The organism is Nonomuraea sp. NPDC051941 (assembly GCF_044593615.1).
In genome coordinates this window covers 206427-228625 of sequence record NZ_JBIUCF010000013.1, presented here as the reverse complement: position 1 = coordinate 228625, position 22199 = coordinate 206427, and the positions used below count along the sequence as shown (strand labels likewise).

The window sequence follows — 22199 nt, the reverse complement described above, 5'->3', positions numbered from 1 at the left end:
ACGGGCATTGGTATCATGGCCGCATGCCGCCCACGAATCCAGCCCGTCGCCAAGCCCTGACCGATGCGGCCATCGAGCTGCTGGCGTCGTCGGGCGCGCACGGGCTGACCCACCGCGCGGTGGAGAAGGCGGCAGGCCTCCCGCCGGGGACGGCCTCCAACTACTTCCGCAGCCGCGAAGCCCTGCTGGTGGCCGCCGCGGAGCGCATCGTCGAGCTGCACCACGCCGACACCGACCGGGCCGTCGAGCAACCGGCAACTCTGGTCGACCTGCTGACGGAATCGCTGCTCACAGCGGCGACCACGCTGCGCGACCGCTATCTGGCGATCTTCGAGCTGCAGCTGGAGGCCGCGCGCCGGCCGGCGCTCGCCTCGGCGCTCGCGAGCCTGCAGGACACGGCGGTGCTGGTCACCGCCGGACACCACGACCAGCTCGGCCTCACCATCCCGCGCGAGAAGATCCCGGCCCTGATCGCGCTCTATGGCGGTACGCTGTTCACGCTGGTCAGCGCGCCGCCGGGGAGCGTCAGCCGGGACGTCGTCCAGAATGTGGTGCAGGTCATGGTGTACGGCTGCATCGAGGACGTCCAGGTAGGAAAAGGTCAATCCATGGCAAAACTTTTCGGACGCGACGGTGAATAGGAAAGTCCCATCCAGCTGCACCGGAAGCGTGTGATAGGGTGGGGGAGTTGCAGTTGCGGTACCCATCGACTTAGTGCGCGCCCGACGGAATACAACCTTCGGGCGCGTTTTGTTTGCCGGGCAATTCCGGATGGGCTCATGTTTTCTGCACTTATCTAAAGGAGATCTACATGGCTACCGGAACCGTGAAGTGGTTCAACTCTGAAAAGGGCTTCGGCTTCATCGCGCAGGACGGCGGCGGCGCCGACGTCTTCGCGCACTACTCGAACATCGTGTCCAACGGCGGCTACCGCGAGCTGACCGAGGGCCAGAAGGTGTCCTTCGACATCGTCCAGGGCCAGAAGGGCCCGCAGGCGGAGAACATCGTCTCGGCCTGACGCAACAGCGCACGTCGAGAACGGGCCCGCACCCTCATGGGTGCGGGCCCGTTTTCGTCAGGGATTCTGGAAGGCCACCTCGGGATCGGCCGCGGACGGGCCGTCCAGCAGCGGCTGGTGCCTGCCGCGTAGGTGCTGGTCGAAGAAGGCACCCACATAGGCCGTGGTGATCTCGCCCGATCGTTCGCCCGAGAGCGGGGCGGAGGGGTCGACCACTCCCGCCTGCCCGCCGATGATCGGCAGGTCGATGAAGGTGAAGTGCCCGGAGTCGGCGACCGTCAGCCAGCGCTTCCAGCCGTCCAGCCGCTGCCAGGCCAGCGGCCAGCTCGTGTCGACGCTGTCGGGCGAGTGCTGGGCCTTGGTGCCGAGCATGAGGAAGGGCCGCTTACCGAGGCCGGACTGCGGGACCGGCGCGAAGAACGAGCCGTCCATGTCCACCCCCGCGCGGATGCGGCGGTCGGCGGCCATGGCGGCAGCGGCGGCGTTGCCGCCCAGGGAGTGCCCGGCGGCGCCGATCCGCCCCGGGTCGATCATCTTCCAGCGCTTCCAGTGCGTCAGCTCGCCGACCACGAAGGAGAGGTCGGCGCCTCGGCCCTCGGCGGCCTTGGCCATCAGCTTCTTCTCCGCCTCGTCGGAGGGGGCCCGCTCGATCGCCTGGCAGGCGACGCAGGTCAGGGTACGGCCGCCGGGGAAGGCGGTCCCGTACGACTCGTAGGCGTGGTCCACGAGTGCGACGACGTACCCCTTGGACGCCAGCTCCTCGGCGAGCGTCGTCAGGGTGGCGCGGTTGAGCGTGAAGCCCGGCGAGAGCAGCACCAAGGGGTGCCTGCCGCCGATCGGGCGGGCGCCGGCGCGGGCGTTCACGCGCACGCCGGCGAGCTGCTCAGCCTTGAACCTGGTATCGAGCTTCAGCCCCTTGAGCAGGAGCCGGGCCTCGTCGACGGTCATGTACGGGGCGGGGCCGCCGCCGGTGGAGGCGGGGTAGTACATCGACACCATCAGCTCCCGCCCGTCCTCGGTGGGCACCCACGGGTCGGGACGCTTCCTGTCGACGAGGTGCAGGGTGTCGCGACCGACCGCGTACTGCCCGGTCGGGCGGGGAATGGAGAGGGCTTCCGCGGAGGCGGCGGCCGCGGAAGCCGGAAACACGGCGCCCAGCAGGGCGACGAGTGCGAGCGCAAGACGGGATCTCATCATGGGCAGGAGCGTAAAAATGACGCCTCTGCCGCCGACACTCCCGAAAGGCCCGTTCGCTCCCTTACTTTCGTCAACCTAGTCGCCGGCGGAGCTCCGGTACTGGGCGGCGAGGGCGACGGTCTGCTGCGCGGTGTACGGGTCGAAGGTGCGCAGCGCCCGGGCGTCCAGGCCGGCCAGCAGCTGGGCGGCCTGCTCGGGGTCGCCGTCGCGGCGGACGTACTCGTTGTCCTGGAACCGGATCGACGGCCGGGCGGCGTCGAGCGCGGCGGTCCGGACGATCGCCGCCACGACCGGGTCATGGCTCCCTGTCTCGGCCTGGCGGCGCTCGCGTACCCCGGCCAGCGCCTCGCCCGCCGAGGCGAGGGCGTCGCTGCCGCCGAGGGCGAACCACGCGCCCGTCTCCGCCGCGTGCAGCACCTCGGCGTCGCGCTCCTCCGCCACGCCCTGCGGGGGTGTGATGCGGACGCGCAGCGGCTCGCCGGTGACCACCCACTGCACGGGCTCCCCCGCCGGGTCGCGGGCGGGGATGCCGAGGACCGGCGTGATGTCGTATTCGCCGGGTTCGGCGAAGGTGAATCCGGACGAGCCGAAGGTGAGGTTGACGTTGTTGCTGATCGCCCCGCTGGGCGGGATGGTGAGCTTGGCGGTGGAGTCCATGGCGGCCATGCACCGCTGGGCGATCGGGGTGAACGCGGTCACGTCCGCCGGCGGATCGCTGCGGCGGCGTACCAGGATCTCCAGCGGCCCGGCCTTCGGGTCGAGCACCCAGCGCTCCACCTCCAGGTCCGCCGCCGTGCGGTTCTCCAGGGTGACCTTGAGGAACACCGGCTGGCCGAAGGCGAAGACCGGCCCGGACTCGGGCGCGGCGAGCGTCAGCCGGTAGCCGTCGAACGGGATCTCGGGCGCGTACGGCGAGTGCCCGCCGGCCCCGTCGGCCCAGTAGCGAACGGAGTGGAAGGGCTCACCCCCGGGGATCAGCGCCGTCAACGGCCCGTGCCGAAGAAATGTCAGCTCGTCGGCGTCGAAGGTGAACGCGAACTCCCGCCAGTAGTCCTGCTCGTGGCCGCCGCCCAGGTATCGCCAGTCGTAGTTCATGAAGGAGGTCGAGTCGGCCCGGCCGACCACGCGCTCGAAGCGGTGCGCGAGGTTGAGCGCGTGCCCGAGCTCGTGCACGATGGTCCTGATGATCTTCTGATCCCTGGTCGCCCCCTGGAAGCCGGCGGTGAAGACCGCCGCGCCCTGCCGCTGGAGCAGCCCTTCGGCGTCGAACATCACGCCGGCCAGCCCGGGGATGGCCGCCCGGGACAGCAGGAGCAGATGCAGCTCCCACGCCCTGGCGCGCAGCGACGCGTCGCCCGTGATGAGCATGAGATCGCTCAGCATGGTGTAGAGCAGCGAGTCGTCCCAGGCTCCGGCGATCCCGGCGGGGATGGCGCTCTGCCGCCCGACGTCCTTGACCGCGAACCCGGCGCCCCGCAGGCAGCCGTTGATCGTGCGCTCCACGCCCTCGAAGATCACCGGGCTCGGCGCCGGGACGTTCTGCTCCAGCTCGATCTCCAGGCCCAGCTCGCGCAGCGCGTCGTCCTTGTGCTCGACGGGGACGACCACCTCGGTCCGGGTGGGCAACCCGTTCAGCGGGGCGTCGAGGACGAACGTGACCGACACGCCGTCGCTCTGCGCCTGGGCCAGGGCCAGCGACCCCGTGGTCTTATTGGTGGGACCGGCCTGCCAGATCGCCGGCCACGTGCCGTCGTCGAGCGCGACCTTGGTGCCGGGCGAGGTGCGCGCCGACGCCAGGTACGCCTTCCGGCCGTCCGCCGCGACCTGGAACACGTCCGCGCTGATCACCCCCGAGCCGTCCGCGTCCACCCGCAGCGTGACCGAGATGCCGCCGCTCTGCCCCTCGTAGCGCCCGTCCCTGATCATGGGATCTCCTCGATGTCGATTGCACCGTTCCAACCATGGGGCACGACCGGCCGGGATCGCATGAGTATCCCCTACTCAACCACCGCCTCGGCGACGATGGAGCTGTCGTCGTCCATCAGGAAGCCGCCGGACTGGTGCCGCCAGAGCCGGGCGTACGGGCCTTCGGTCCGCAGCAGCTCGGCATGGGAGCCCTGCTCCACGATGCATCCCCGGTTGAGCACGACCAGCCGGTCCATCCGGACGACGGTGCTCAGGCGGTGCGCGACCACGAGCGCGGTGCGGTCGCGCATCAGGTGCCACAGGGCTTCCTGGACGAGGATCTCGCTCTCGGAGTCGAGGGCGCTGGTGGCCTCGTCCAGCAGCAGGATCGGGGCGTCGCGCAGGATGGCGCGGGCGAGCGCGAGGCGCTGCCGCTGGCCGCCGGAGAGCTTGACGCCGCGCTCGCCGACCAGGGTGTCGAAGCCGTCCGGCAGGGACTCGGCGAACTCCGTGACGTGCGCCGCCCGCGCCGCCGCGAGGATCTCCGCGTCGGTGGCGCCTGGCCGGGCGAACGCGATGTTGTCACGCACCGACCGGTGGAACATGGCGGGTTCCTGGGGGACGTACGCGATGAGGCTGCGCAGGTCGGCCTGGCGCAGCCGGGAGATGTCCTGGCCGCCTATCAGGATCCGGCCCGCGTCGACGTCCATGAGGCGCAGCAGCAGCCGGGTGAGGGTGGTCTTGCCGCCGCCGGACTGGCCGACCAGCCCGATCTTGGTGCCGCTGGAGATGTCCAGGTCCAGGCACTCGAACAAGGGCGGGCCTCCGTCGTGGGCGAACCTCACCCGCTCGAAGCGGACACTCGAGTCGGCCGGGCGCAGCGGCTGCGGGTCGGCGGGGTCCAGCACGGTCGGCGGCACGAGGAGCAGCTCGGTGAACTGGGCGGCCTCGGTGAGCACGCTCTCGATCCGCCGGTAGATCTGGTTGAACTCGAACATGATGCTGATCGTGTTGGAGTAGTAGGAGAACACCACCACGATGGCCTCCACGCCCAGACCGCCCCGCAGCGCCACGGCGAGGAGCAGGCCGACGGCACTGGTGAGGACCGAGATCGGGGCGACGACGGTGTCCACCCGCAGGTTGCCGTAGTCCCAGGAGCGCAGCGTCAGCCGCTGCTGCTCGGCGATCCTGGCCCGGTGTTCGGTGGCTTCGCGGTCTTCGGCGGCGAACGCGCGGACCGTGTCCATGTTGGCCAGCACGTCGGCGACGTGGCCCGACACCAGCACCTTGGCGGCCTCGCGCTTGTCGACCAGCGCCTGGCGACGGCGGATCAGCGGGGCGACGAGCACGCCGGTGACGAGGATGAGACCGACGAGAACGAGGACCAGCAGCGGGTGATACTGCCACAGCACCACCGAGGCGAAGACCAGCGGCACCAGCTTGGCCATGATCGAGAAGGTGAGCAGGTCGGCGAACTCCTCGAACCGGGAGGAGAACCCCAGCACCCGCTTGGTCAGCGAACCGGCGAAGTTGTTGTGGAAGAACGCGGCGTCCTTGATCAGCAGCTCGTCCATGCCCACCACGCCGAGCCGCTCGATGCCGCGGGCGTCCGTGCGGTTGAGGAAGTGCAGCCCGAACCGCCACAGCACCTCGCCCGCGAGCAGCAACCCGCCGAAGCCGAGCACGTACGGCAGGAGCGCGTCGACGGAGCCATCCCCGCCCCCTGCCAGGTGCCCCACCAGCCCGGCCACCGCCAGCGGCGCCAGGTAGAACAGGCAGATGTTGCCCATCGCCGGCAGCGTCAGCGCCGGCACCGCGACCCGCCACTGGCGGACCAGCTCGCCGCAGTAGTAGCGCAGCGCCAGCAGAACCGCCGACCTCCGCGCAGACGGAACGTCTTTGGATTCCTGAAGTGATCCGAGCACAGCCATCCGCCCTCCCCGAATGCAGACACCGCCCCGCTCATGCTGCCGTCCGGGGGTACGAGGGAGCGAACGATTTTCCGGCCGCCGCCCCCTCGTACGACGCGGGCTTACTGGATTGCGCCGGATTGGGAGAGAAGGTCCTGATACCAGGTGTCGTACGGGTGGTTGGTCGCCGGGTAGTTGGCGAGCGGGCTGGTCGCGTCGCCGGTCGAGTCGAAGTCCCAGCCCCGTACGAGCCGTCCCGCCTGCCGCGCCGCGGTGATGAACGAGGACTGCGTGGCGGGCGCGGCGTAGAACAGCGCGCCCTGCTGGAGCTCCGCGCTGTCGCCCTGCTGGAACTCGTCGAAGGCGACCTGCTGGTAGCGGATGCGGTCGCCGGTGTACCTGTCGGTGTCGATGCGCAGGGTCTGCGACGGGGTCGGGCCGTCGGCGCCGGTCCACACGCGCACGCGAGAGGTGCCGCTGGCCGAGGTGGTCTTGTCGTAGCGGGCGTCGGAGGTCTTGGCGTTGCCGCTCCACGAGACCGTCATCGCGCCGGCGTCGAGCACGCCGTCCCAGTCCCAGTTCTGGCTGCTGCTCTGGCTGCGGTGGATCTCGCGCAGCTGCGTGCCCGCCGGATCGGTGAACCTGATCGTCGGCAGCACGCCGTCGTCGTACTTGTGGCTGGCCGACCAGGTGATCTCGCCGTCGGCGCCGAGGCGGCCCACGCGGTACCACAGCGTGGTCGCGGTCTGGGACTGGTGGACCTCGACCAGGTCGCCGTTGTCGTTGAGGGCGACGGCCGGCGTCACGCCGTTGTCGTACTTGCCGTGGCGCAGCCAGGTCACGCGGCCGTCGGCGCCGTACGTGCCGGACCAGTACCAGAGCGCGCCCGCACCCGAGTCGTGCACCTCCACGACCTGGCCGCGGCCGTTGATCGCGACGGCCGGGTTGGAGCCGACGTCGCGCTTGTACTGGGTGCGGGTCGTCCCGTTGCCGGAGATCAGGGGCAGCACCCGGCCGCGCAGCGCGTCCACCGTCGGCGGGGTCGCCGGGTAGTCCTTGGCCCAGAGCAGCCGCGAGCCGAACACGGAGACGAACTCCTGGTTGAGCGCCGCCAGGTTGCCGGCCGCGTACGAGGTGTTGTCGGTCAGGTCGTCCTTGATGTCGAGGGCGACGACGATCGGGGCGGCGGTGGGATGCTGCGCGGACCAGGTGTTGATCACCTTGAGCCAGTCGCGCAGGAGGTTGGAGGCGGGGTTGCCGGTGTGGTCGACCTGGTTGCCCGGGGAGTCGTGGCCGATGGAGTAGTCGTTCGAGGTGGCGTAGCCGTTGTCGTGTATGTCGAGTTCGATGAAGCGGATGCCGTGGTCGAGCTGGTAGGCGATCGAGTTCTTGGCGCCGGCGACGTTGCCCGAGTAGCTGTTGTGCGTGGCGCGGAAGATCGCCGAGGGTAACGGCGGGTCCGCCTGCGCCTCGGCGGGTCCGCTGATCAGCAGCGCGGACGCGGCGAGGGCGAGCGCGGACAGGACGGTTCGTGATCGGAGCATGCTCTGATCATCACGTCGGAGATCTTTCCCGACAATACTGCTGCCGAGGCCGTTCAGGTAGGGCTGTCCCTACCATGGACACGCCCGTGCGCAGGGTCGATGCGTCATGGTCCCGGCTCGTAGCGTCTTTCCCATGAGAACCCTCCAGCGCCGCCTCGCCACCGACACCCGCTACACCCTGCTCGGCCTCCCGCTCTCCGTCGCCTCCTTCGCCACCACCGTCATCGGTGTCTCGGCAGGCCTGGGCAGCGCGGTCGCCTTCGTCGGCCTGCCGGTGCTGGCCGCGACGGCCGCCGCGGCCAAGCACCTCGCCGACCTCGAACGCGTCACGCTCCCCGACGTGCTCGGCCACCCCGTCGCCCGCCCGGCGTACACCCCCGTCCCCGAGGGCGCGGGCTGGTTCCGCCGCGTGATGAACCCGCTGACCAGCGGGCAGGCGATGATGGACCTGCTGCACGGGATCGTCGCGCTGCCGTTCGCGCTGGCCGCCTTCGTCCTCAGCGCCGTGTGGTGGGCCGGGGCCATCGCCGGCCTCACCTTCCCCATCTACGGCTGGACCATCGCCCGGATCCCCGGCGCCCTCGAGAACGGCCTGCCCGAGTGGCTGGGGCTCGCTCCCACCCCCACGACGTTCGTGCTCGTCACCACGGCGGTGGGTGCCCTGTTCGCGCTGACGCTGGTGCCGGTGGTCCGGATGGCCGCCCTGCTCAAGGCGAGCGTGGCGCAGACCATGCTCACCCGCGCCGTCCACCCGGAGCCCGCCGCGACCCGCGAGCCCTCCTGGGTGATCGCCCGATGACCCACCATGGCCGCCTCTGCCCCGCGTGAGCCGGGCAGAGGCGGCCATCGTCATTTCCAGGACAGGTCAGGCGCGCAGCACCTGGACCACGCGTACGCCGCTGAAGACCCCCATCGCCAGGTGCGCCCCGACGAGGGCGACCTGGAAGAGTCGCAGGGACAGGGTGAGCCGCGGGTCGTCGTAACCGCCGTCGTAGAAGCCGGAGACGAACGCGAGAACGCCCGCGATCGTGAGCAACCCGGCGGAGACGGCGGCCACGCCGCGGTGGCTGCGGGTGGTCCCGAACGCCAGTACGGCCTGGACGATCATCATGGGGAGCGGCGCGGACAGGCGCGCCTCGGGGCCGAGCGCGTCGAGCAGGGTCGGGCTGAGGCCGGTGCCGATGGAGATCAGAGCGCCCGTGACGTCCATGACGAGCAGCAGGGCGACCAGGGCTGGGACGGGGCGGTTCATGGTGATTCCTCCGTGTGTCGATGGATCAACCATGGGCGCCCGGCCGTCCGCGTTTCACGAGGTCACGGTCATGATCGCGACGGGACGTCCGGTCCCGGCCGGGCGGGACGTGACAGTCGGGACATCCTGTCCCGTGACCTGCGCACGCGCGGCGGGCACAATGGCGCCGTGTCACCACGCGACAGGCAGGCCAAGGCGGGCGCCGCCGCCGGCGCGGCCCTCACGCTGGGCCTCACCGCGGCCGGCATCGTGCTGCACGTCGCCGACGGGCAGACGCCCGGCAACCCCGATCTCATGGCGTGGTGGCCGATGAGCGCGACGGCCGCCTGCTCGTACGGCCTGATGGGCGCCTGGCTCGCCGGCGCGCGCCCGCGGCTCGTCATCGGCTGGCTGCTGCTGGCGATCGGCCTCCTCCAGGCGATCAGCTTCGCCGGCCCCCAGTACGCCGTGCACGCGCTGGCGATCGGGCACCCGCTGCCGGGCGCCGAGGCCGCGCTGTGGGTCGGAAACTGGACGTGGCGCACCGGGTTCGCCCTCATCGCCCTGGTGCTGCCGCTGCTGCTGCCCGACGGGCGGCTGCTGGGGCGCGGCTGGCGCCCGGCGATGTGGCTGGCGGCGGCCGGCGTGCTGGCGGCGAGCGTGGACGCGGCGAGAACCGGCTACACCGTGGACGCGCCCAGCCTGATCGGCACCTACCTGCGCAATCCCGTCGGCGTGGACCGGCTGCCGCCGTGGCTGGGGCTGGCGGTGAACGCGGTTCCGGCGGCCGCGCTGGCGTTCGCGCTCGTGTGCCTGTGGCTCCGATGGAGCGAAGGTGGCCTGTCGCAGCGGCAGCAGCTCAAGTGGATCGGGCTCGGGTTCGCGGCCACGGTGGTGCTGTTCGGGCTGGGGTTCCCGCTCGGCCCGGTGGTGACCGCGGCGGCGATGCTGCCGCTGCCGCTCGGGTGCCTGGTGGCGGCCATGCGGTACGGGCTGTGGGACGTCGACGTGGTCGTCAGCCGGTCGCTGCGCTACACCCTGCTCCTGCTGTGCGCCCTGGTCGGTTACACCGCTCTGGTGGACGTCCTGAGCGGCCTGCTCGGGCGCTCGACCGGCGCGCCGCTGGTCGCCGTGGCGGTGGTGGCGCTGGCCGGCCGCCCTCTGGAAGGGCTGCTGCGGGGCCGGGTGAACCGGCTGGTGCACGGCCAGCGCGAGGACCCGTACGCGGTGCTGGCCGGCATCGCCCGGCGCCTGGACGCCGCCCGCGACGCGGACGTGGTCGGCGCCGAGCTGCTCCCCGAGATGACCCGCACGGTGGCCTCGACGATGCGCCTGCCGTACGTGGCGATCGAGCTGGCGGACGGCGAGCGCGTCGCGCACGGGAGCCCCGTGGCGGAGACCGAACGCCTTCCCCTGCGTTACGGCGGTGCCGACGTCGGCACCATGCTGGTCGGCCACCGCGCCGACGGGCTGAGCCGGGCCGAGCGCAGGCTGCTGGCCTCGCTCGCCGCGTCCGCCGGGGTGGCCGTGCACACGGTCGCCCTGACGCGGGACCTGGTGCGCTCGCGCAAGCAGCTCGTCACCGCGCGGGAGGAGGAGCGGCGGCGGCTCTACCGGGAGCTGCACGACGGCTTCGGCCCCCTGCTGGCCGCGGCGGCGCTGCAGACCGAGACCGCACGCGACCTGATCGGCGAGGACCGGGCGGCGGCGACGCGGCTGCTGGACAAGGTGGTGCCGCGGCTGCGCGGGGCGGTGGACGACGTCCGCGGGATCGTGCACGGCCTGCGCCCGCCCGCCCTCGACGATCTCGGCCTGCCGTCGGCCGTGCGCGAGCTGGCCGGCCGGTTCGCCGGCGCGCGCCTGCGGATCGACGTCGAGATCGCCGAACCCCTGGAGCCGGCGCCGGCCGCCGTCGAGGTCGCCGCGTACCGCATGGTGGCCGAGGCCCTGACCAACACCACCCGCCACGCGGGCGCGGCCACGGCCCGGGTCGAGCTGCGGCGCGAGGCGGACGACCTGCGGGTCGTGGTCGAGGACGACGGCCGCGGCATGCCGACGGCGCCGGTCCCGGGCATGGGGGTGGCGTCCATGCGGGCCAGGGCGCGCGAACTCGGCGGTGACCTGACCATCGGCGCCGGGACCGGCGGCGCCGGAACCCGCGTCGAGGCCCGCCTGCCGCTGCACACGCGCGGCGAGATCGAGCTGACCGAGGAGGTGCCCGCGTGAGGGTGCTCGTCGTCGATGACCATCCGCTCTACCGGGAGGGACTCATCACCGCCCTGGAGGCCCTGCCGGACGTCGAGGTGGTCGGGGAGGCGCCCGACGGGCACGAAGCCGTCCGGCTCGCCGCCGAGCTGACGCCGGACATCGTGGTGATGGACCTCAACCTGCCCGCGCGCGACGGCGGCCCGGCGCTCAACGGCATCGACGCCACCCGCGAGATCGTCCGGCACCGCCCGGAGATCGCGGTGCTGGTCCTGACGATGCTGGACGGCGACGACTCGGTGTTCGCGGCGATGCGGGCGGGCGCGCGCGGCTATCTCGTCAAGGGCGCCGACCGGCAGGAGATCGCGCGGGCGCTGCGGGCCGTCGGCAGCGGCGAGGTGGTCTTCAGCGCGGCGATCGCGGGACGGGTGCTGTCGTGGTTCGCCTCCGGCGGCCGGGCCGCGACCATGCCGTTCCCCGAGCTGACCGAACGCGAGCGCGAGGTGCTCGATCTCGTGGCCCGCGGGCTGACGAACGCCGCCATCGCCAAGCGGCTGTTCCTGTCGGACAAGACGGTCCGCAACCACGTGTCCAACGTCTTCACCAAGCTGCAGGTCGCCGACCGCGCCGAAGCCGTCGCCCGGGCCAGGGACGCGGGCCTGGGCACGGGCGGCTGATCACCTCGTACGGGCCGGGCCCGTCGGCAGCCGATCCCGGCGTGTGTGGTCAACTGGCGGCATGACTGCGGAGAGCCGGGACGGGATGGGTGTGCGCGAGCTGGGCCGCACGGGGCTGCGGGTGACACCCGTGGGGATCGGGCTGGCCGCGCTGGGCCGGCCGGCGTACATCACGCTCGGCCGGGAGGAGGACCTCGGCGGTGATCGCAGCGTCGGCGCGATGCGGGGCCGGAGCTGGGCGGTCCTGGACGCGGCGCTGGCGGCCGGGGTGCGGTACTTCGACGTGGCCCGCTCCTACGGCCGGGCGGAGGAGTTCCTCGGCGGCTGGCTGCGCGAGCGCGCCATCGCGCCCGGGGCGGTGACCGTGGGATCGAAATGGGGGTACGCCTACGTCGGCGACTGGCGGATGCAGGCCGACCGGCACGAGGTGAAAGAGCTGTCCGCCGGGCAGCTGCGACGGCAGCTCGACGAGACGCGGGAGCTGCTGGGCGAGCACCTGTCGCTGTACCAGATCCACTCGGCCACCCTGGAGAGCGGCGTGCTCGACGACCGGGACGTCCTCGCCGGGCTGCGCGAGCTGCGCGCCTCCGGCGTGTCGATCGGCCTGTCCACGACCGGGCCGCGTCAGGCGGACACCATCGACCGGGCAGTCGGGCTCGGCCTGTTCGACACGGTCCAGGCGACCTGGAACCTGCTCGAACCGTCCGCCGGCCCGGCCCTGGACCGGGCCCATCGCGCCGGGCTGGGGGTGATCGTCAAGGAAGGCGTGGCCAACGGCCGCCTGACCGCCCACGCCGCCCCGGACGCGCTCGCCCGCGCCGCCCGGGAACGCGGCCTCACCCCGGACGCTCTGGCCCTGGCCGCGATCCTGGCCAGGCCGTGGGCCGGCGTGGTGCTGAGCGGGGCCGCGTCGGTGGAGCAGCTCGACAGCAATCTCGCCGCGGTCCACGTCGCCTGGGACCCGGACCTGGACGAGCGGCTCGCCGTCCTGGCCGAGGCACCCGAGACCTACTGGGCGACCCGGGGCTCGCTGGCCTGGCAGTGACCCCTGGCGGCGTCGAGGCGGCGGCGGGCCAGGTCCGTCGCGGCCCGGGCGGGGGTGACGTTCCGGTGTTCGGCCTCGTGGAGCAGCTCGGTGACGGTGTGCTCGATGGCCTCGACGCGTACGCGGGCCTCCTCCGGGCTCTCGTGACGCAGTTCCACGGCGAGCGCGTTGACGGCGCCGCCCGCGCTGACGACGTAGTCCGGCACCCAGACGATGCCGCGCTCGTGCAGCAGGTCGGCGACGGGCTCGGTGGCGAGCTGGTTGTTGGCGGGCCCGGCGATGGCGGCGCAGCGCAGCTCCGGTACGACATCCCCGGTGAGGATGCCGCCGAGCGCGGCCGGGACGAGGATGTCGACCTCGGCGGTGAGGGCCTCCCCGGGCGAGGTCCAGGTCGCGCCGAGTTCGCGCGCCGGGGCCCGCTTGGCGGGGTCGATGTCGCTGACCAGGAGTTCGGCTCCCTCCTCGGCGAGCAGGCCGGCCACGCGGAGGCCCACGCTGCCGAGTCCCACCAGCGACACGCGCGCACCCTTGAGGGCCGAGGTGCCGTGGAGGCGGTGGCGTACGGCGCGCAGGGCCGCCAGCGTGCCGAGCGCGGTGGCCGGTGAGGAGTCGCCGCTGCCGCCCTGCTCCACCGGCCGGCAGAAGACATGGGCGGTACGTTCGCCGATGACCGCCATGTCCTCGGGGCTCGTCCCGACGTCCGGACCGGTCGCGTACGTGCCGTCCAGGGACGCGACGGCGTCCGCCACGTCCTCCAGCAGCTTGCGGCGCAGCGCCGGATCCAGCTCGGTGCCCTCGGGCACGGCGACGACGGTCTTGCCGCCGCCGTTGGCCAGCCCGGCCACGGCACACTTGGCGGTCATGCCGGCCGACAGGCGCAGCGCGTCGGCGAGCCCGTCGCGCCAGTCGGCGTAGCGCCAGACGCGGCATCCGCCGACCGCCTGGCCGAGCGCCGTCGAGTGGACGGCGATGATCACCGGCAGCCCGGAGCGCGGGCCGGTGCGGATGGCGACGTGTTCGTGGTCGAGTTCGGGCACGGCTCCGGTCCCTCCGGTCGAGCGGCATCAGGGCTCAAGCGTCCGCCATACGCCGGCGCGCAGGCCCCTCGGCCCGAACGAACGGCCGGAAATCGGCGCGACCGCGCGAACGAGACGAACTTCGTTTGGCGATCGGGCGGCTTCACCGACCGAATGGCGAGACATCGGATGAACGATCCCGTCGGACACGCCCATGCCCGGAAAGTTTCCGGAAATCGGCGATATAGCTCCGATCTAAGGCATTGACGTCCGCCATCTCACAGGGTCATATCGGTTGTAACACCCTACGGAAGGCAGGTACGCATATGTCCCAGCCGAAAGAGCAGGGCAAGAAGCAACCTCGCAGGATCCACGAGAAGAAGGTCAGGACCCGCGGCGAGGAGACGACCTGGCACAAGCCCGACTACCAGGTCGTCGAGGCATCGATGGAGATGACCGCGTACTTCCTGGCCACCCGGTAACCGGGCACCGCCATGCGACTGCAGGTGCTCGGCACCGCGGCCGGTGGCGGCGTGCCCCAGTGGAACTGCGCGTGCCCCGGCTGCTCCGGGGCGCGCGCCCATCCGGGCCGCCGCCGACGTCACGCCAGCCTGGCCGTCCAGCTCGACGACGGCGCTTACGTGGTCAACGCCACGCCCGACATCGCCGAGCAGATCGAGTCGTGCGCGTGGCTGCGCCCGGGGCCGGGCCCCCGCGAGTCGCCGCTGAAGGGCGTGATCCTCACCGACGCCGAGCTCGACCACACGATCGGCCTGCTCAGGCTCAGGGAGGCCGACGCGCTGGAGGTGCGCTCCACCCCGGTCGTAAGGGACGCGCTGCGCCCCTTCGCCGAGCTCCTGCGCCCCTACCTCCAGCTGACCTGGGCCGACGCCGCCACCATCCCGGTGTCGGGCAAGCGCCCCCGGTACGCCGCCGCCTCCCCCGAAGCCACGGGCTGGGTGTCGGCGCTGCGCCTCGGGCCGCTGGTGTACGCCCCCGCCATGGGGGTGTGGCCGGACGAGCTGGACGAGGCGTTCCGGCAGGCCGCGTGCGTGATCGTGGACGGCACGTTCTGGGACGACGAGGAGCCCCGCCGTACCGGGATCTCCGCCAGGACCGCCACCCAGATGGGCCACCTGCCGATCGAGGCGACCATGGAACGGCTCTCCAAGCTGCCCGGCCGCCGCCTGTACACCCACCTCAACAACACCAACCCCCTCGTGGACCCGGCGGCCGAGCAGCACGAGGTGCTCGGAGAGCTGGGGATCGAGGTGGCCGCCGACGGGATGGTGATCGACCTTTGAACGGCTTCGAGGCCGAGCTGCGGGCCGTACCGGAGAAGCGTTACCACCACCTGCACCCGTTCAACCAGCGCATGCACGCGGGTGAGCTGACCCGGGACGAGCTGCTGGGCTGGATACTCAACCGCTTCCACTACCAGCGGCACATCCCGGTCAAGGACGCGTTCGTCCTGGCCAAGCTGACCACGCCCGAGCTGCGCAGGATGTGGTTGCGCAGGATCCAGGACCACGACGGCGCCGCGCCCGGCGAGGGCGGCATCGAGCGGTGGCTGCGCCTGGGCGAGGCGGCCGGGCTGGAGCGGTCGCTGCTGCTGTCGGGCGAGGGCGTGCTGCCCGGCGTGCGGCTGGCCGTCGACGGCTACGTGAACCTGTGCCGCAACGGCTCCGCGCTGGAGGCCGTCGCGGCGTCGCTGACCGAGCTGTTCGCCCCGGACCTCATGCGTACGAGGATCGCCGCCTTCGAACGGCACTACCAGTGGATAGACCCGGACGGACTGCGATATTTCCAGGTACGCGTCTCCCAGGGCCGCCAGGACAGCGGCGAGGCCCTGGCCCTGGTGCTCGACTGGGCGCGGACGCGCGCCGATCAGGAGAAGGCCGTCGCGGCGCTCGCCTACAAGTGCGACCTCCTGTGGTCCTTGCTCGACGCCGTGGACGGGGCGTACCGATGACCTGGCGTCCGGTGCTGTCCCGCTCGGCCATGCTCCGCCACGACCCCGTACGCGGGGCGGACCTGCTGATCGTGCCCGAGCGGATCGTCGTGCTCAACACGGAGGCCGCGGCCATCGTCGCCCTGTGCGACGGCGCGCGGACCGTGGCGGACATCGTCGCCGAGCTGCCCGAGGGCGCGGAGTCCGATGTCGTGGAGTTCCTCGAACGGGTCCGGGCCGAGGGCTGGCTCCGGTGAACGCCCCCTGGGCCATGCTGGCCGAGCTCACGCACGCGTGCCCGCTGCGCTGCCCGTACTGCTCGAACCCGACCGAGCTGGCGGCCAGGTCGAGCGAGCTGGACACCGGCGAGTGGCGGCGGATATTCGGCGAGGCGGCGGCGCTGGGCGTCGTGCACGCGCATCTGTCCGGCGGCGAGCCGCTGCTGAGACCCGACCTGGCGGAGATCGTGGCGGCGGCCGACCGCGCGGGCGTCTACACGCAGCTGGTCACCAGCGGCGTCGGGCTGAGCGAGCGCAGGACGGGCGAGCTCGCGGCGGCGGGGTTGCGCAGCGTGCAGCTGTCGGTCCAGTCGGCCACGGCGCCGGAGTCGGACCGGATTGCCGGGGTCGCGTCGTTCGCGAAGAAGGAGCGGGCCGCCGCGGCGGTGGTCGCGAGCGGGCTGCCGCTCGGGCTCAACGTGGTCCTGCACCGGGCCAACCTGGACGCCGTCGGCGAGATCATCGAGCTCGGGCTGGCATGGGGTGTGGAGCGCATCGAGCTGGCCAACACCCAGTTCTACGGGTGGGGGCTGCTCAACAGGTCCGCGCTGCTGCCGACCAGGGAACAGCTCGCCCGCGCCGAGGCCGTAGTCCAGAAATATCGGGAAAAGACGGATGTTGAGCTGATCTGGGTGATCCCTGACTACTTCGACGGCGTGCCCAAACCCTGCATGGGCGGCTGGGGCGCGATCTCGCTCACCGTCGCGCCCGACGGCCGCGTGCTGCCCTGCCCGGCGGCGTACGACCTGCCGCTGGACCTCCCCAACGCCCGCGATCACTCGCTCGGCTGGATCTGGGAGCATTCGCCGGCCTTCAACGCCTACCGGGGCACCGGCTGGATGCGCGAGCCGTGCGCGAGCTGCCCGCGCAAGACGCTCGACTTCGGCGGCTGCCGCTGCCAGGCGTACGCGCTGACCGGCGACGCGAGCCGTACCGATCCGGCCTGCGGGCTCTCCCCCGACCACCACCTCGTCACGGAGCTGACGGCGGAGGGCACGTTCACCTACAGGCGGCCGGCGCGCTAGGAGCCCTCCGCGTATGCGCGGCGTCAATCCGCGGTAGACGACCGCGTCCTACGGTCGGCGTCATTCACCTTTGCCGCCGACCGAGGAAGGCAACCATGTTCCGCACCCCTCTCCGCCGAGGTCTCGCCGCCGCCGCGGCCTGCATCGCCCTCTCCGGGTCCGCGAGCGCCTGCGGTGGCGGCGGGAACGCCGAAGTGTGCACCGAGACGTTCAAGCTCTATGAGGACTACACGACGCAGGCGCAATCCGCGGCCGGCGACGCCGCGAGCATGAACAAGCTGAACGCCGACATCGGCGCCAAGGTCAAGGAACTCGCGGGGAAGGCCGAAGGCGACCTCGCGACGGCCCTGAACGGCATGGCCGACACCTTCACCAACGCCCAGATCGACCCCTCCGACAAGGACGCGGCCCTGGCCGAACTGCAGGAGGTGCGGACCAACATGAAGGCCGCTCTGGACAAGGTCAACGCGATCTGCACCTGATAGGCGGAGAAAGGCGGTGACCTCTCCTGACCGAGCAGATGTGGTTCACGCTGCTGGGCCCGGTGCGCGTGCTGCGGGAGGAGCGCGAGGTCCGGCTGGGCGGGCCGCAGCAGCGTGCCTTCCTGGCCCTGCTGCTGGCCGCCGCGGGACAGCCCGTCGGCGTCGATGACCTGGTCGACGGCCTGTGGGGGCAGGACCCGCCGCCCACCGCGCTCAACGTGCTGCATCGGAACGTGGGAAGGCTGCGCCGGGCGCTGGAGCCGGGGCTGCCGGCGCGGGAGGCGGGCCGGTGGCTGCTGCCCGCGGCGGGCGGTTACCGGCTCGCGGTGGACGCGGCCGGCGCGGACCTTCTCCGGTTCCGGGAACAGCTGGCGCGGGCCCGCGCGGCCGCCGCCGAGGATCGGCCCGCCGAAGCGGTGGACCACTACGTGCGGGCGCTGGGGTTGTGGCAGGGGGCCGTGGCCGCCGGGATCCCGCCCGCGGTCCGTGCCCGGCCGGTCTTCGTCGCCCTGGACCGGGAGTACGCGGCGGCGGTGGGCGTGGCCGCCAACTACGCGCTGGCCGTCGGCAGGCCCGCACCGCTGCTGCCGGCCGTACGGGCGGCAGCCGAGCGGGAGCCGCTGGACGAGCTGCTGCAGGCCCGGCTGGTTCAGCTGCTGGCCGCGACCGGCCGCCGGAGCGCGGCCCGCGACCACTATCTCCAGGTCCGCGCCCGGCTGGCCGAGGATCTGGGCATCGACCCCGGGCCGGAGCTGACCGCCGTGGGAGAGGACGTGGCGCACCGTCCGGCCGTACAGCCCGGGGTGTGGGCGAGCGTGGCCAGGCCCGCTCAGCTGCCCGCCGATCCACCGGTCTTCGAGGGCCGCCACGCGGAGCTGGCACAGCTGCCGGCCCCGGAGGAGGACCACGCCGGGCCGGAAACCGCGCAGGTCAGGGTCATCTACGGCATGGGCGGCATCGGCAAGACCACCCTGGCCGTGCACTGGGCGCATCAGGTCGCCCACCACTACGCCGACGGGCAGCTGTTCCTGAACCTGCGCGGCTTCCACCCCAGCGACCAGGCGATGAGCGCCGGTGAGGCACTGGACGCGCTGCTGGCCGGCCTCGGCGTGGCCGCGGAGGAGATCCCGGTCGACGTGGAGGCGCGGGCCGCCCTGTTCCGCGACCGCGTCGCCGGACGGCGGATGCTCCTGCTGCTGGACAACGCCCGGGACGCCCGGCAGGTACGCCCGCTGCTGCCCGCGTCCCCCGGCTGCCTCGTCATCGTGACCAGCCGCAAGCGGCTCGACGGGCTCACCGACGCCCACCCGCTGGTCCTGGAACCGCTGCCGCCCCGCGAGGCCGCCGACCTGCTGCGTGCCCGGCTGGGCGCGGCGCGGGTGGAGGCGGAGCCGGACGCGACCGCCCAGATCCTGTCCCTGTGCGGCGGGCTGCCGCTCGCGCTGGTCGCCGTCGCCGCCCACGCTCTGACCCACCCGTCCTTCACGCTGGCGTCCATCGCGGCCGAGCTGCGCCAGGCGCGCGGCAACCTGGACGGCTTCACCGGCTTCGACGCGACAGCGGCCCCGCAGGCGGTGTTCTCCTGGTCCTACCGCGCGCTCACCCCGGCGGCGGCCCGGCTGTTCCGGCTGCTCGGCACCGCGCCGGGGCCCGACATCAGCGCGTCGGCCGCGGCCGGCCTGGCCGGCCTGAGCCTTTCCGGCGTGCGCCCGCCGCTGCTGGAGCTCACCGCCGCCCACCTGCTCACCGAGCACGTGCCGGGCCGCTTCACGTTCCACGACCTGATCCGCGCGTACGCCGCCGAGACGGCCGCCGAGGAGGAGGCGGATCACGATGTCACGGCCGCCCTGCACCGGCTGCTGGACCACTACCTCCGTACGGCGCACCGCTGCTCGGAGCTGATCAAACCGGGCCAGAACACGATTCCCTTCCCCGAGCCGCGGGACGGCGTCGCCCCGGACCCGATCGACGACACGGTCCGGGCGCTGGCCTGGTTCGGCGCCGAGGAGGATGCCGTCCTCGCCGCCGTCGAGCACGCCGCCCGGCTCGGGCTCGATCACCATGTCGCGCATCTGGCCTGGTCGGCGCATACGTACCTGATCCTGATGCGCCCCGCGGAGCGGGTGCTGGCGCTGGCGCGGACCGCGGTGCGGGCCACGGAGCGGCTCGGTGACCCGCGCATGCACGCCCACGCCCTGCACGCCCTGGCGTCGGCGTGCACGCGTGCCGGGCTGCCCGGCGAGGCGCACGACGCCTACCGGCGTGCTTTGAGCCTGTTCACCGAGCTGGGGGACGTGAAGGGCCAGTCCGTCGCCCATCTCGAACTGACCCGCCTGCACGACCGGCAGGGCCGTTACCAGGAGGCACTGCGCCACGCGCGGCGCTGCCTCGTGTTGTCCCGCCAGGAGGGAGCGACCCCGTTCGAGGAGGCCGGCGCCCTGAACGCGGTGGGCTGGGTGCTGATCCGGCTGGGCGAGCCGCGCGCGGGCCTGGCGTACAGCCGGCGGTCGCTGAAGCTGCAGACCAACGTGGTCGGCCAGAGCTTCGTCCTCTACACCATCGGCTGGGCGCATCACCTCCTGGGAGAGCACCGTGCGGCGATCGACAACTACCGCAGGTCCCTGGCGCTGGGCGACGGCCAGAGCTGGCACGGTCGTGACCACGACGCTCTGGTGCTGGAGCGGCTCGGCGACGCCTTGGATGCCGCCGGTGATCCCGGCGCGGCCAGGTCGAGCTGGCGGGCCGCCCTGGAACGCCTCTACGACTCCCGGACCGAGGCCAGGGCGGCCCTCACCGCCAAACTCGACGGCGGATCAGCCCAGGGGCAGGACCGCCGGTCGCCGTGAACGGTGCGTCACCCCATGGGCAGGGCCGCAGGTCGCCGTGAGTGGTGCCTCAGCAGCCGGCTCAGCGCGGCGTCGCACTGTTCGACGCCCTCGCACGCCCACGCCTGCCGCCTCGCGAACGCCTTGACCAGGCCGTGGTACCGGTAGGTCCCGCCCGGCCCGGCCAGCAGCAGGTGCGCGTCGACCAGCGACTCCAGCAGCCGGTGGGCCCGCGGTCGCGGCAGGCCGAGCAGCGCCCCGACGGACTCCGCCGTCAGCTCGCCGTAGTCGGGCAGCGCGGCGAGCCGGAAGGCCGTGGCCTGCTGCGGATCGAGCCGGCTCTGGGCCAGCAGCAAGGGCGCCTCGATCAGCGCGCAGCCGTCGTTCGCGCCCGCGGGCCGGTACAGGTCGTCCTCCAGGCGCATGCGGACCTGCCGCACCGTCCAGTGCGGCCTGGCCTGCAGCAGGTCCGCGGCCACGCGTACGGCCAGTGGCTGGTGCGAGCACAGATCGACCAGCTCGACCGCGTCCTGCCGGTGCCCGAGGACCCTCCCGTGGCCGGCCAGCCGGGCCAGCAGCTCCAGCGCGTCCGACTGGGGCAGGGCGTCGAGCCCGATCCAGCGGGCGCCGGGCAGGTCGATCAGGTGCCGCCAGGTGGTGACGATCGCGGCACAGCCGGGCGCCGCCGGCAGCAGGTGGCGTACCTGGTCCGCGTCGCCGGCGTCGTCCAGCAGGATCAGCACCCGCCGGTCGGCCAGCACGGTTCGCCACAGGGCCGCCCGCTCCTCCAGCCGGTCGGGCAGCCGCTCCCCCGGCACGCCGAAGGAGCGCAGGAAGAAGCCCAGGACCTCGGCGGGGTCCGCCGGGCGACCGGCGGACGTTCCGAGATCCGCGTAGAGCTGGCCGTCCGGGAACCGGTCCCGCATCGCATGCGCCGCCTGGACGGCCAGCGCGGTCTTCCCCACCCCGCCGAGCCCGGTGATCGCCACCACCGGCGTCCACCCACCGGGACCGAGCGTGTCGTGGACGGCGGCCAGCTCCGCCTCCCTGCCCACGAAGCCGGGTGGCGCGGCGGGCAACTGGGCGGGCGGCCGCTCGGGCGCGACGACCGGTCCCGGCACCGGCGGGGCGAGCCCGGGGTCCGCACGCAGGATGCGCTGGTGCAGCTCGCGCAGGCCGGTGCCGGGGTCGATGCCGAGCTCCGCCGCGAGCAACCGCCGTACCTCGTCATAGGCGCCCAGCGCCTCCGCCTGCCGGCCCGACCGGTAGAGGGCGACCATCTGCAGCTCGCGCAGCCGCTCGCGCATGGGCTCGGCGGCGACGGCCTCGGCCAGCTCCTCGCTCGCCTCGGCGTGCCGGCCGAGCTCCAGGTCGAGCGACAGCCGCTCCTCCAGCGCGGCGACCCGGCGCTGGACCAGGCGGGTCCGCTCCTGGTCGACGTAGTCGCCGCGGGCCCCGCCCAGCGGCAGGCCCTGCCACAGCCGCAGGGCGCCGCGCAGCAGGCCGGCCGCCTCGGCCGCATTCCCCCGAGCCCGTACGGCCTGCGCCTCCCTCACCTGCCCGAGAAAGGTGTGCCAGTCCACGGACACCGTGCCGGTGGAGATGACGTAACCGCAACCGGACGACCTGATCACCCGATCGTCGTCCTCGCCGGATGACACGACACGGCGCAGCCGGCACACATAGGTACGCACGACGGCCCGCGCACTCTCCGGCGGCCGCTCCCCCCACAGCGCGTCCACGATCTCGTCGATCGACGCCGCCTCGCCCTCGCGTAACAGCAGGAAGGCGAGCAACGCCCGCTGCTGGGGTGCGCCGAGGTCGAGCTCCGCGTCACCGCGCCACCCCCTGACCGGCCCCAGCAGGGCGAACCGCAACCCAGTCTTCATG

20 protein-coding genes are annotated in these 22199 nt (G+C 72.7%); 13 read left to right on the top strand and 7 right to left on the bottom strand.

Going from position 1 to position 22199, the window contains the following annotated elements:
* Nucleotides 1-23: 23 nt before the first annotated feature.
* Both ACIHFD_RS23325 and ACIHFD_RS23320 read left to right on the top strand, forming a co-directional pair.
* Nucleotides 24-641 (top strand): TetR/AcrR family transcriptional regulator, encoded by a 618-nt coding sequence (locus ACIHFD_RS23325; protein ID WP_397368679.1) that lies wholly within the window; start codon nt 24-26, stop codon nt 639-641.
* 170 nt (nt 642-811) lie between these two features.
* On the top strand, nt 812-1018 hold the full coding sequence (locus tag ACIHFD_RS23320) for a cold-shock protein (RefSeq protein WP_192788611.1): 207 nt from the start codon (nt 812-814) through the stop codon (nt 1016-1018).
* Between the two features lie 57 nt (nt 1019-1075).
* On the opposite strand, the gene ACIHFD_RS23315 is transcribed toward ACIHFD_RS23320, so the two are convergent.
* The 4 genes from ACIHFD_RS23315 to ACIHFD_RS23300 form a co-directional block, all read right to left on the bottom strand.
* Nucleotides 1076-2215: an alpha/beta hydrolase family protein gene (locus tag ACIHFD_RS23315; RefSeq protein WP_397368678.1), complete on the bottom strand. Its 1140-nt coding sequence runs from the start codon at nt 2213-2215 to the stop codon at nt 1076-1078.
* A gap of 75 nt (nt 2216-2290) precedes the next feature.
* On the bottom strand, nt 2291-4141 hold the full coding sequence (locus ACIHFD_RS23310; protein ID WP_397368677.1) for a hypothetical protein: 1851 nt from the start codon (nt 4139-4141) through the stop codon (nt 2291-2293).
* 71 nt (nt 4142-4212) lie between these two features.
* A complete protein-coding gene (locus ACIHFD_RS23305; protein ID WP_397368676.1) occupies nt 4213-6051 on the bottom strand; it encodes an ABC transporter ATP-binding protein in 1839 nt (612 codons plus the stop codon).
* 101 nt (nt 6052-6152) lie between these two features.
* The gene (locus tag ACIHFD_RS23300) at nt 6153-7574 is read right to left on the bottom strand and encodes a hypothetical protein (protein WP_355193963.1); all 1422 of its coding nucleotides are present in this window, start codon (nt 7572-7574) and stop codon (nt 6153-6155) included.
* Nucleotides 7575-7707: 133 nt separating this feature from the next.
* On the opposite strand from ACIHFD_RS23300, the gene ACIHFD_RS23295 reads away from it, so the two are divergent.
* On the top strand, nt 7708-8373 hold the full coding sequence (locus tag ACIHFD_RS23295; RefSeq protein ID WP_397368675.1) for a sensor domain-containing protein: 666 nt from the start codon (nt 7708-7710) through the stop codon (nt 8371-8373).
* Between the two features lie 66 nt (nt 8374-8439).
* On the opposite strand, the gene ACIHFD_RS23290 is transcribed toward ACIHFD_RS23295, so the two are convergent.
* Nucleotides 8440-8826, bottom strand: coding sequence for a hypothetical protein (locus ACIHFD_RS23290; RefSeq protein WP_397368674.1), 387 nt, complete (start codon nt 8824-8826; stop codon nt 8440-8442).
* A 168-nt stretch (nt 8827-8994) separates the two neighbouring features.
* Here ACIHFD_RS23290 and ACIHFD_RS23285 point away from each other — a divergent pair, with 168 nt between their 5' ends.
* From ACIHFD_RS23285 to ACIHFD_RS23275, 3 genes are all read left to right on the top strand, one after another.
* Nucleotides 8995-11031, top strand: a complete 2037-nt coding sequence (locus ACIHFD_RS23285; RefSeq protein WP_397368673.1) for a sensor histidine kinase — start codon at nt 8995-8997, stop codon at nt 11029-11031.
* On the top strand, nt 11028-11687 hold the full coding sequence (locus ACIHFD_RS23280; RefSeq protein ID WP_350723338.1) for a response regulator transcription factor: 660 nt from the start codon (nt 11028-11030) through the stop codon (nt 11685-11687). The genes ACIHFD_RS23285 and ACIHFD_RS23280 overlap by 4 nt, the downstream gene beginning before the upstream one ends.
* A gap of 61 nt (nt 11688-11748) precedes the next feature.
* Nucleotides 11749-12732, top strand: coding sequence for an aldo/keto reductase (locus ACIHFD_RS23275; RefSeq protein ID WP_397368672.1), 984 nt, complete (start codon nt 11749-11751; stop codon nt 12730-12732).
* On the opposite strand, the gene ACIHFD_RS23270 is transcribed toward ACIHFD_RS23275, so the two are convergent.
* Nucleotides 12696-13769 carry a Glu/Leu/Phe/Val dehydrogenase dimerization domain-containing protein gene (locus ACIHFD_RS23270; RefSeq protein ID WP_397368671.1) on the bottom strand — a complete coding sequence of 358 codons (1074 nt, stop codon included), beginning with the start codon at nt 13767-13769 and terminating at the stop codon, nt 12696-12698. The two genes, ACIHFD_RS23275 and ACIHFD_RS23270, sit on opposite strands and share 37 nt — an antisense overlap.
* Nucleotides 13770-14074: 305 nt before the next feature.
* Here ACIHFD_RS23270 and pqqA point away from each other — a divergent pair, with 305 nt between their 5' ends.
* The 7 genes from pqqA to ACIHFD_RS23235 all read left to right on the top strand — a co-directional run bounded on the left by pqqA (nt 14075) and on the right by ACIHFD_RS23235 (nt 20330).
* Nucleotides 14075-14230: a pyrroloquinoline quinone precursor peptide PqqA gene (pqqA, locus tag ACIHFD_RS23265; protein WP_225963807.1), complete on the top strand. Its 156-nt coding sequence runs from the start codon at nt 14075-14077 to the stop codon at nt 14228-14230.
* A gap of 12 nt (nt 14231-14242) precedes the next feature.
* Nucleotides 14243-15052 (top strand): pyrroloquinoline quinone biosynthesis protein PqqB, encoded by an 810-nt coding sequence (pqqB, locus tag ACIHFD_RS23260; protein ID WP_397368670.1) that lies wholly within the window; start codon nt 14243-14245, stop codon nt 15050-15052.
* Nucleotides 15049-15720, top strand: coding sequence for a pyrroloquinoline-quinone synthase PqqC (gene pqqC, locus ACIHFD_RS23255; RefSeq protein ID WP_397368669.1), 672 nt, complete (start codon nt 15049-15051; stop codon nt 15718-15720). The genes pqqB and pqqC overlap by 4 nt, the downstream gene beginning before the upstream one ends.
* Nucleotides 15717-15956, top strand: a complete 240-nt coding sequence (gene pqqD, locus ACIHFD_RS23250) for a pyrroloquinoline quinone biosynthesis peptide chaperone PqqD (protein ID WP_397368668.1) — start codon at nt 15717-15719, stop codon at nt 15954-15956. Before pqqC ends, pqqD begins: the two co-directional genes overlap by 4 nt.
* Nucleotides 15953-17002 carry a pyrroloquinoline quinone biosynthesis protein PqqE gene (gene pqqE / locus ACIHFD_RS23245; protein ID WP_397368667.1) on the top strand — a complete coding sequence of 350 codons (1050 nt, stop codon included), beginning with the start codon at nt 15953-15955 and terminating at the stop codon, nt 17000-17002. Before pqqD ends, pqqE begins: the two co-directional genes overlap by 4 nt.
* Before the next feature lie 95 nt (nt 17003-17097).
* On the top strand, nt 17098-17484 hold the full coding sequence (locus tag ACIHFD_RS23240) for a hypothetical protein (RefSeq protein ID WP_363978293.1): 387 nt from the start codon (nt 17098-17100) through the stop codon (nt 17482-17484).
* A 38-nt stretch (nt 17485-17522) separates the two neighbouring features.
* Nucleotides 17523-20330, top strand: coding sequence for an AfsR/SARP family transcriptional regulator (locus ACIHFD_RS23235; protein WP_397368666.1), 2808 nt, complete (start codon nt 17523-17525; stop codon nt 20328-20330).
* Nucleotides 20331-20338: 8 nt separating this feature from the next.
* Here ACIHFD_RS23235 and ACIHFD_RS23230 read toward each other — a convergent pair whose 3' ends face one another.
* A complete protein-coding gene (locus ACIHFD_RS23230; RefSeq protein ID WP_397368665.1) occupies nt 20339-22198 on the bottom strand; it encodes a BTAD domain-containing putative transcriptional regulator in 1860 nt (619 codons plus the stop codon).
* Nucleotide 22199 lies beyond the last annotated feature (1 nt).

Coding starts and splice junctions, on each gene's coding strand:
- ACIHFD_RS23320 (WP_192788611.1), top strand. CDS start 812: ATGGCTACCGGAACCGTGAAGTGGTTCAACTCTGAAAAGGGCTTCGGC.
- ACIHFD_RS23310 (WP_397368677.1), bottom strand. CDS start 4,141: ATGATCAGGGACGGGCGCTACGAGGGGCAGAGCGGCGGCATCTCGGTC.
- ACIHFD_RS23315 (WP_397368678.1), bottom strand. CDS start 2,215: ATGATGAGATCCCGTCTTGCGCTCGCACTCGTCGCCCTGCTGGGCGCC.
- ACIHFD_RS23235 (WP_397368666.1), top strand. CDS start 17,523: ATGTGGTTCACGCTGCTGGGCCCGGTGCGCGTGCTGCGGGAGGAGCGC.
- ACIHFD_RS23300 (WP_355193963.1), bottom strand. CDS start 7,574: ATGCTCCGATCACGAACCGTCCTGTCCGCGCTCGCCCTCGCCGCGTCC.
- ACIHFD_RS23240 (WP_363978293.1), top strand. CDS start 17,098: ATGTTCCGCACCCCTCTCCGCCGAGGTCTCGCCGCCGCCGCGGCCTGC.
- pqqD (WP_397368668.1), top strand. CDS start 15,717: ATGACCTGGCGTCCGGTGCTGTCCCGCTCGGCCATGCTCCGCCACGAC.
- ACIHFD_RS23295 (WP_397368675.1), top strand. CDS start 7,708: ATGAGAACCCTCCAGCGCCGCCTCGCCACCGACACCCGCTACACCCTG.
- ACIHFD_RS23230 (WP_397368665.1), bottom strand. CDS start 22,198: ATGAAGACTGGGTTGCGGTTCGCCCTGCTGGGGCCGGTCAGGGGGTGG.
- ACIHFD_RS23305 (WP_397368676.1), bottom strand. CDS start 6,051: ATGGCTGTGCTCGGATCACTTCAGGAATCCAAAGACGTTCCGTCTGCG.
- pqqA (WP_225963807.1), top strand. CDS start 14,075: ATGTCCCAGCCGAAAGAGCAGGGCAAGAAGCAACCTCGCAGGATCCAC.
- ACIHFD_RS23325 (WP_397368679.1), top strand. CDS start 24: ATGCCGCCCACGAATCCAGCCCGTCGCCAAGCCCTGACCGATGCGGCC.
- ACIHFD_RS23275 (WP_397368672.1), top strand. CDS start 11,749: ATGACTGCGGAGAGCCGGGACGGGATGGGTGTGCGCGAGCTGGGCCGC.
- ACIHFD_RS23290 (WP_397368674.1), bottom strand. CDS start 8,826: ATGAACCGCCCCGTCCCAGCCCTGGTCGCCCTGCTGCTCGTCATGGAC.
- pqqB (WP_397368670.1), top strand. CDS start 14,243: ATGCGACTGCAGGTGCTCGGCACCGCGGCCGGTGGCGGCGTGCCCCAG.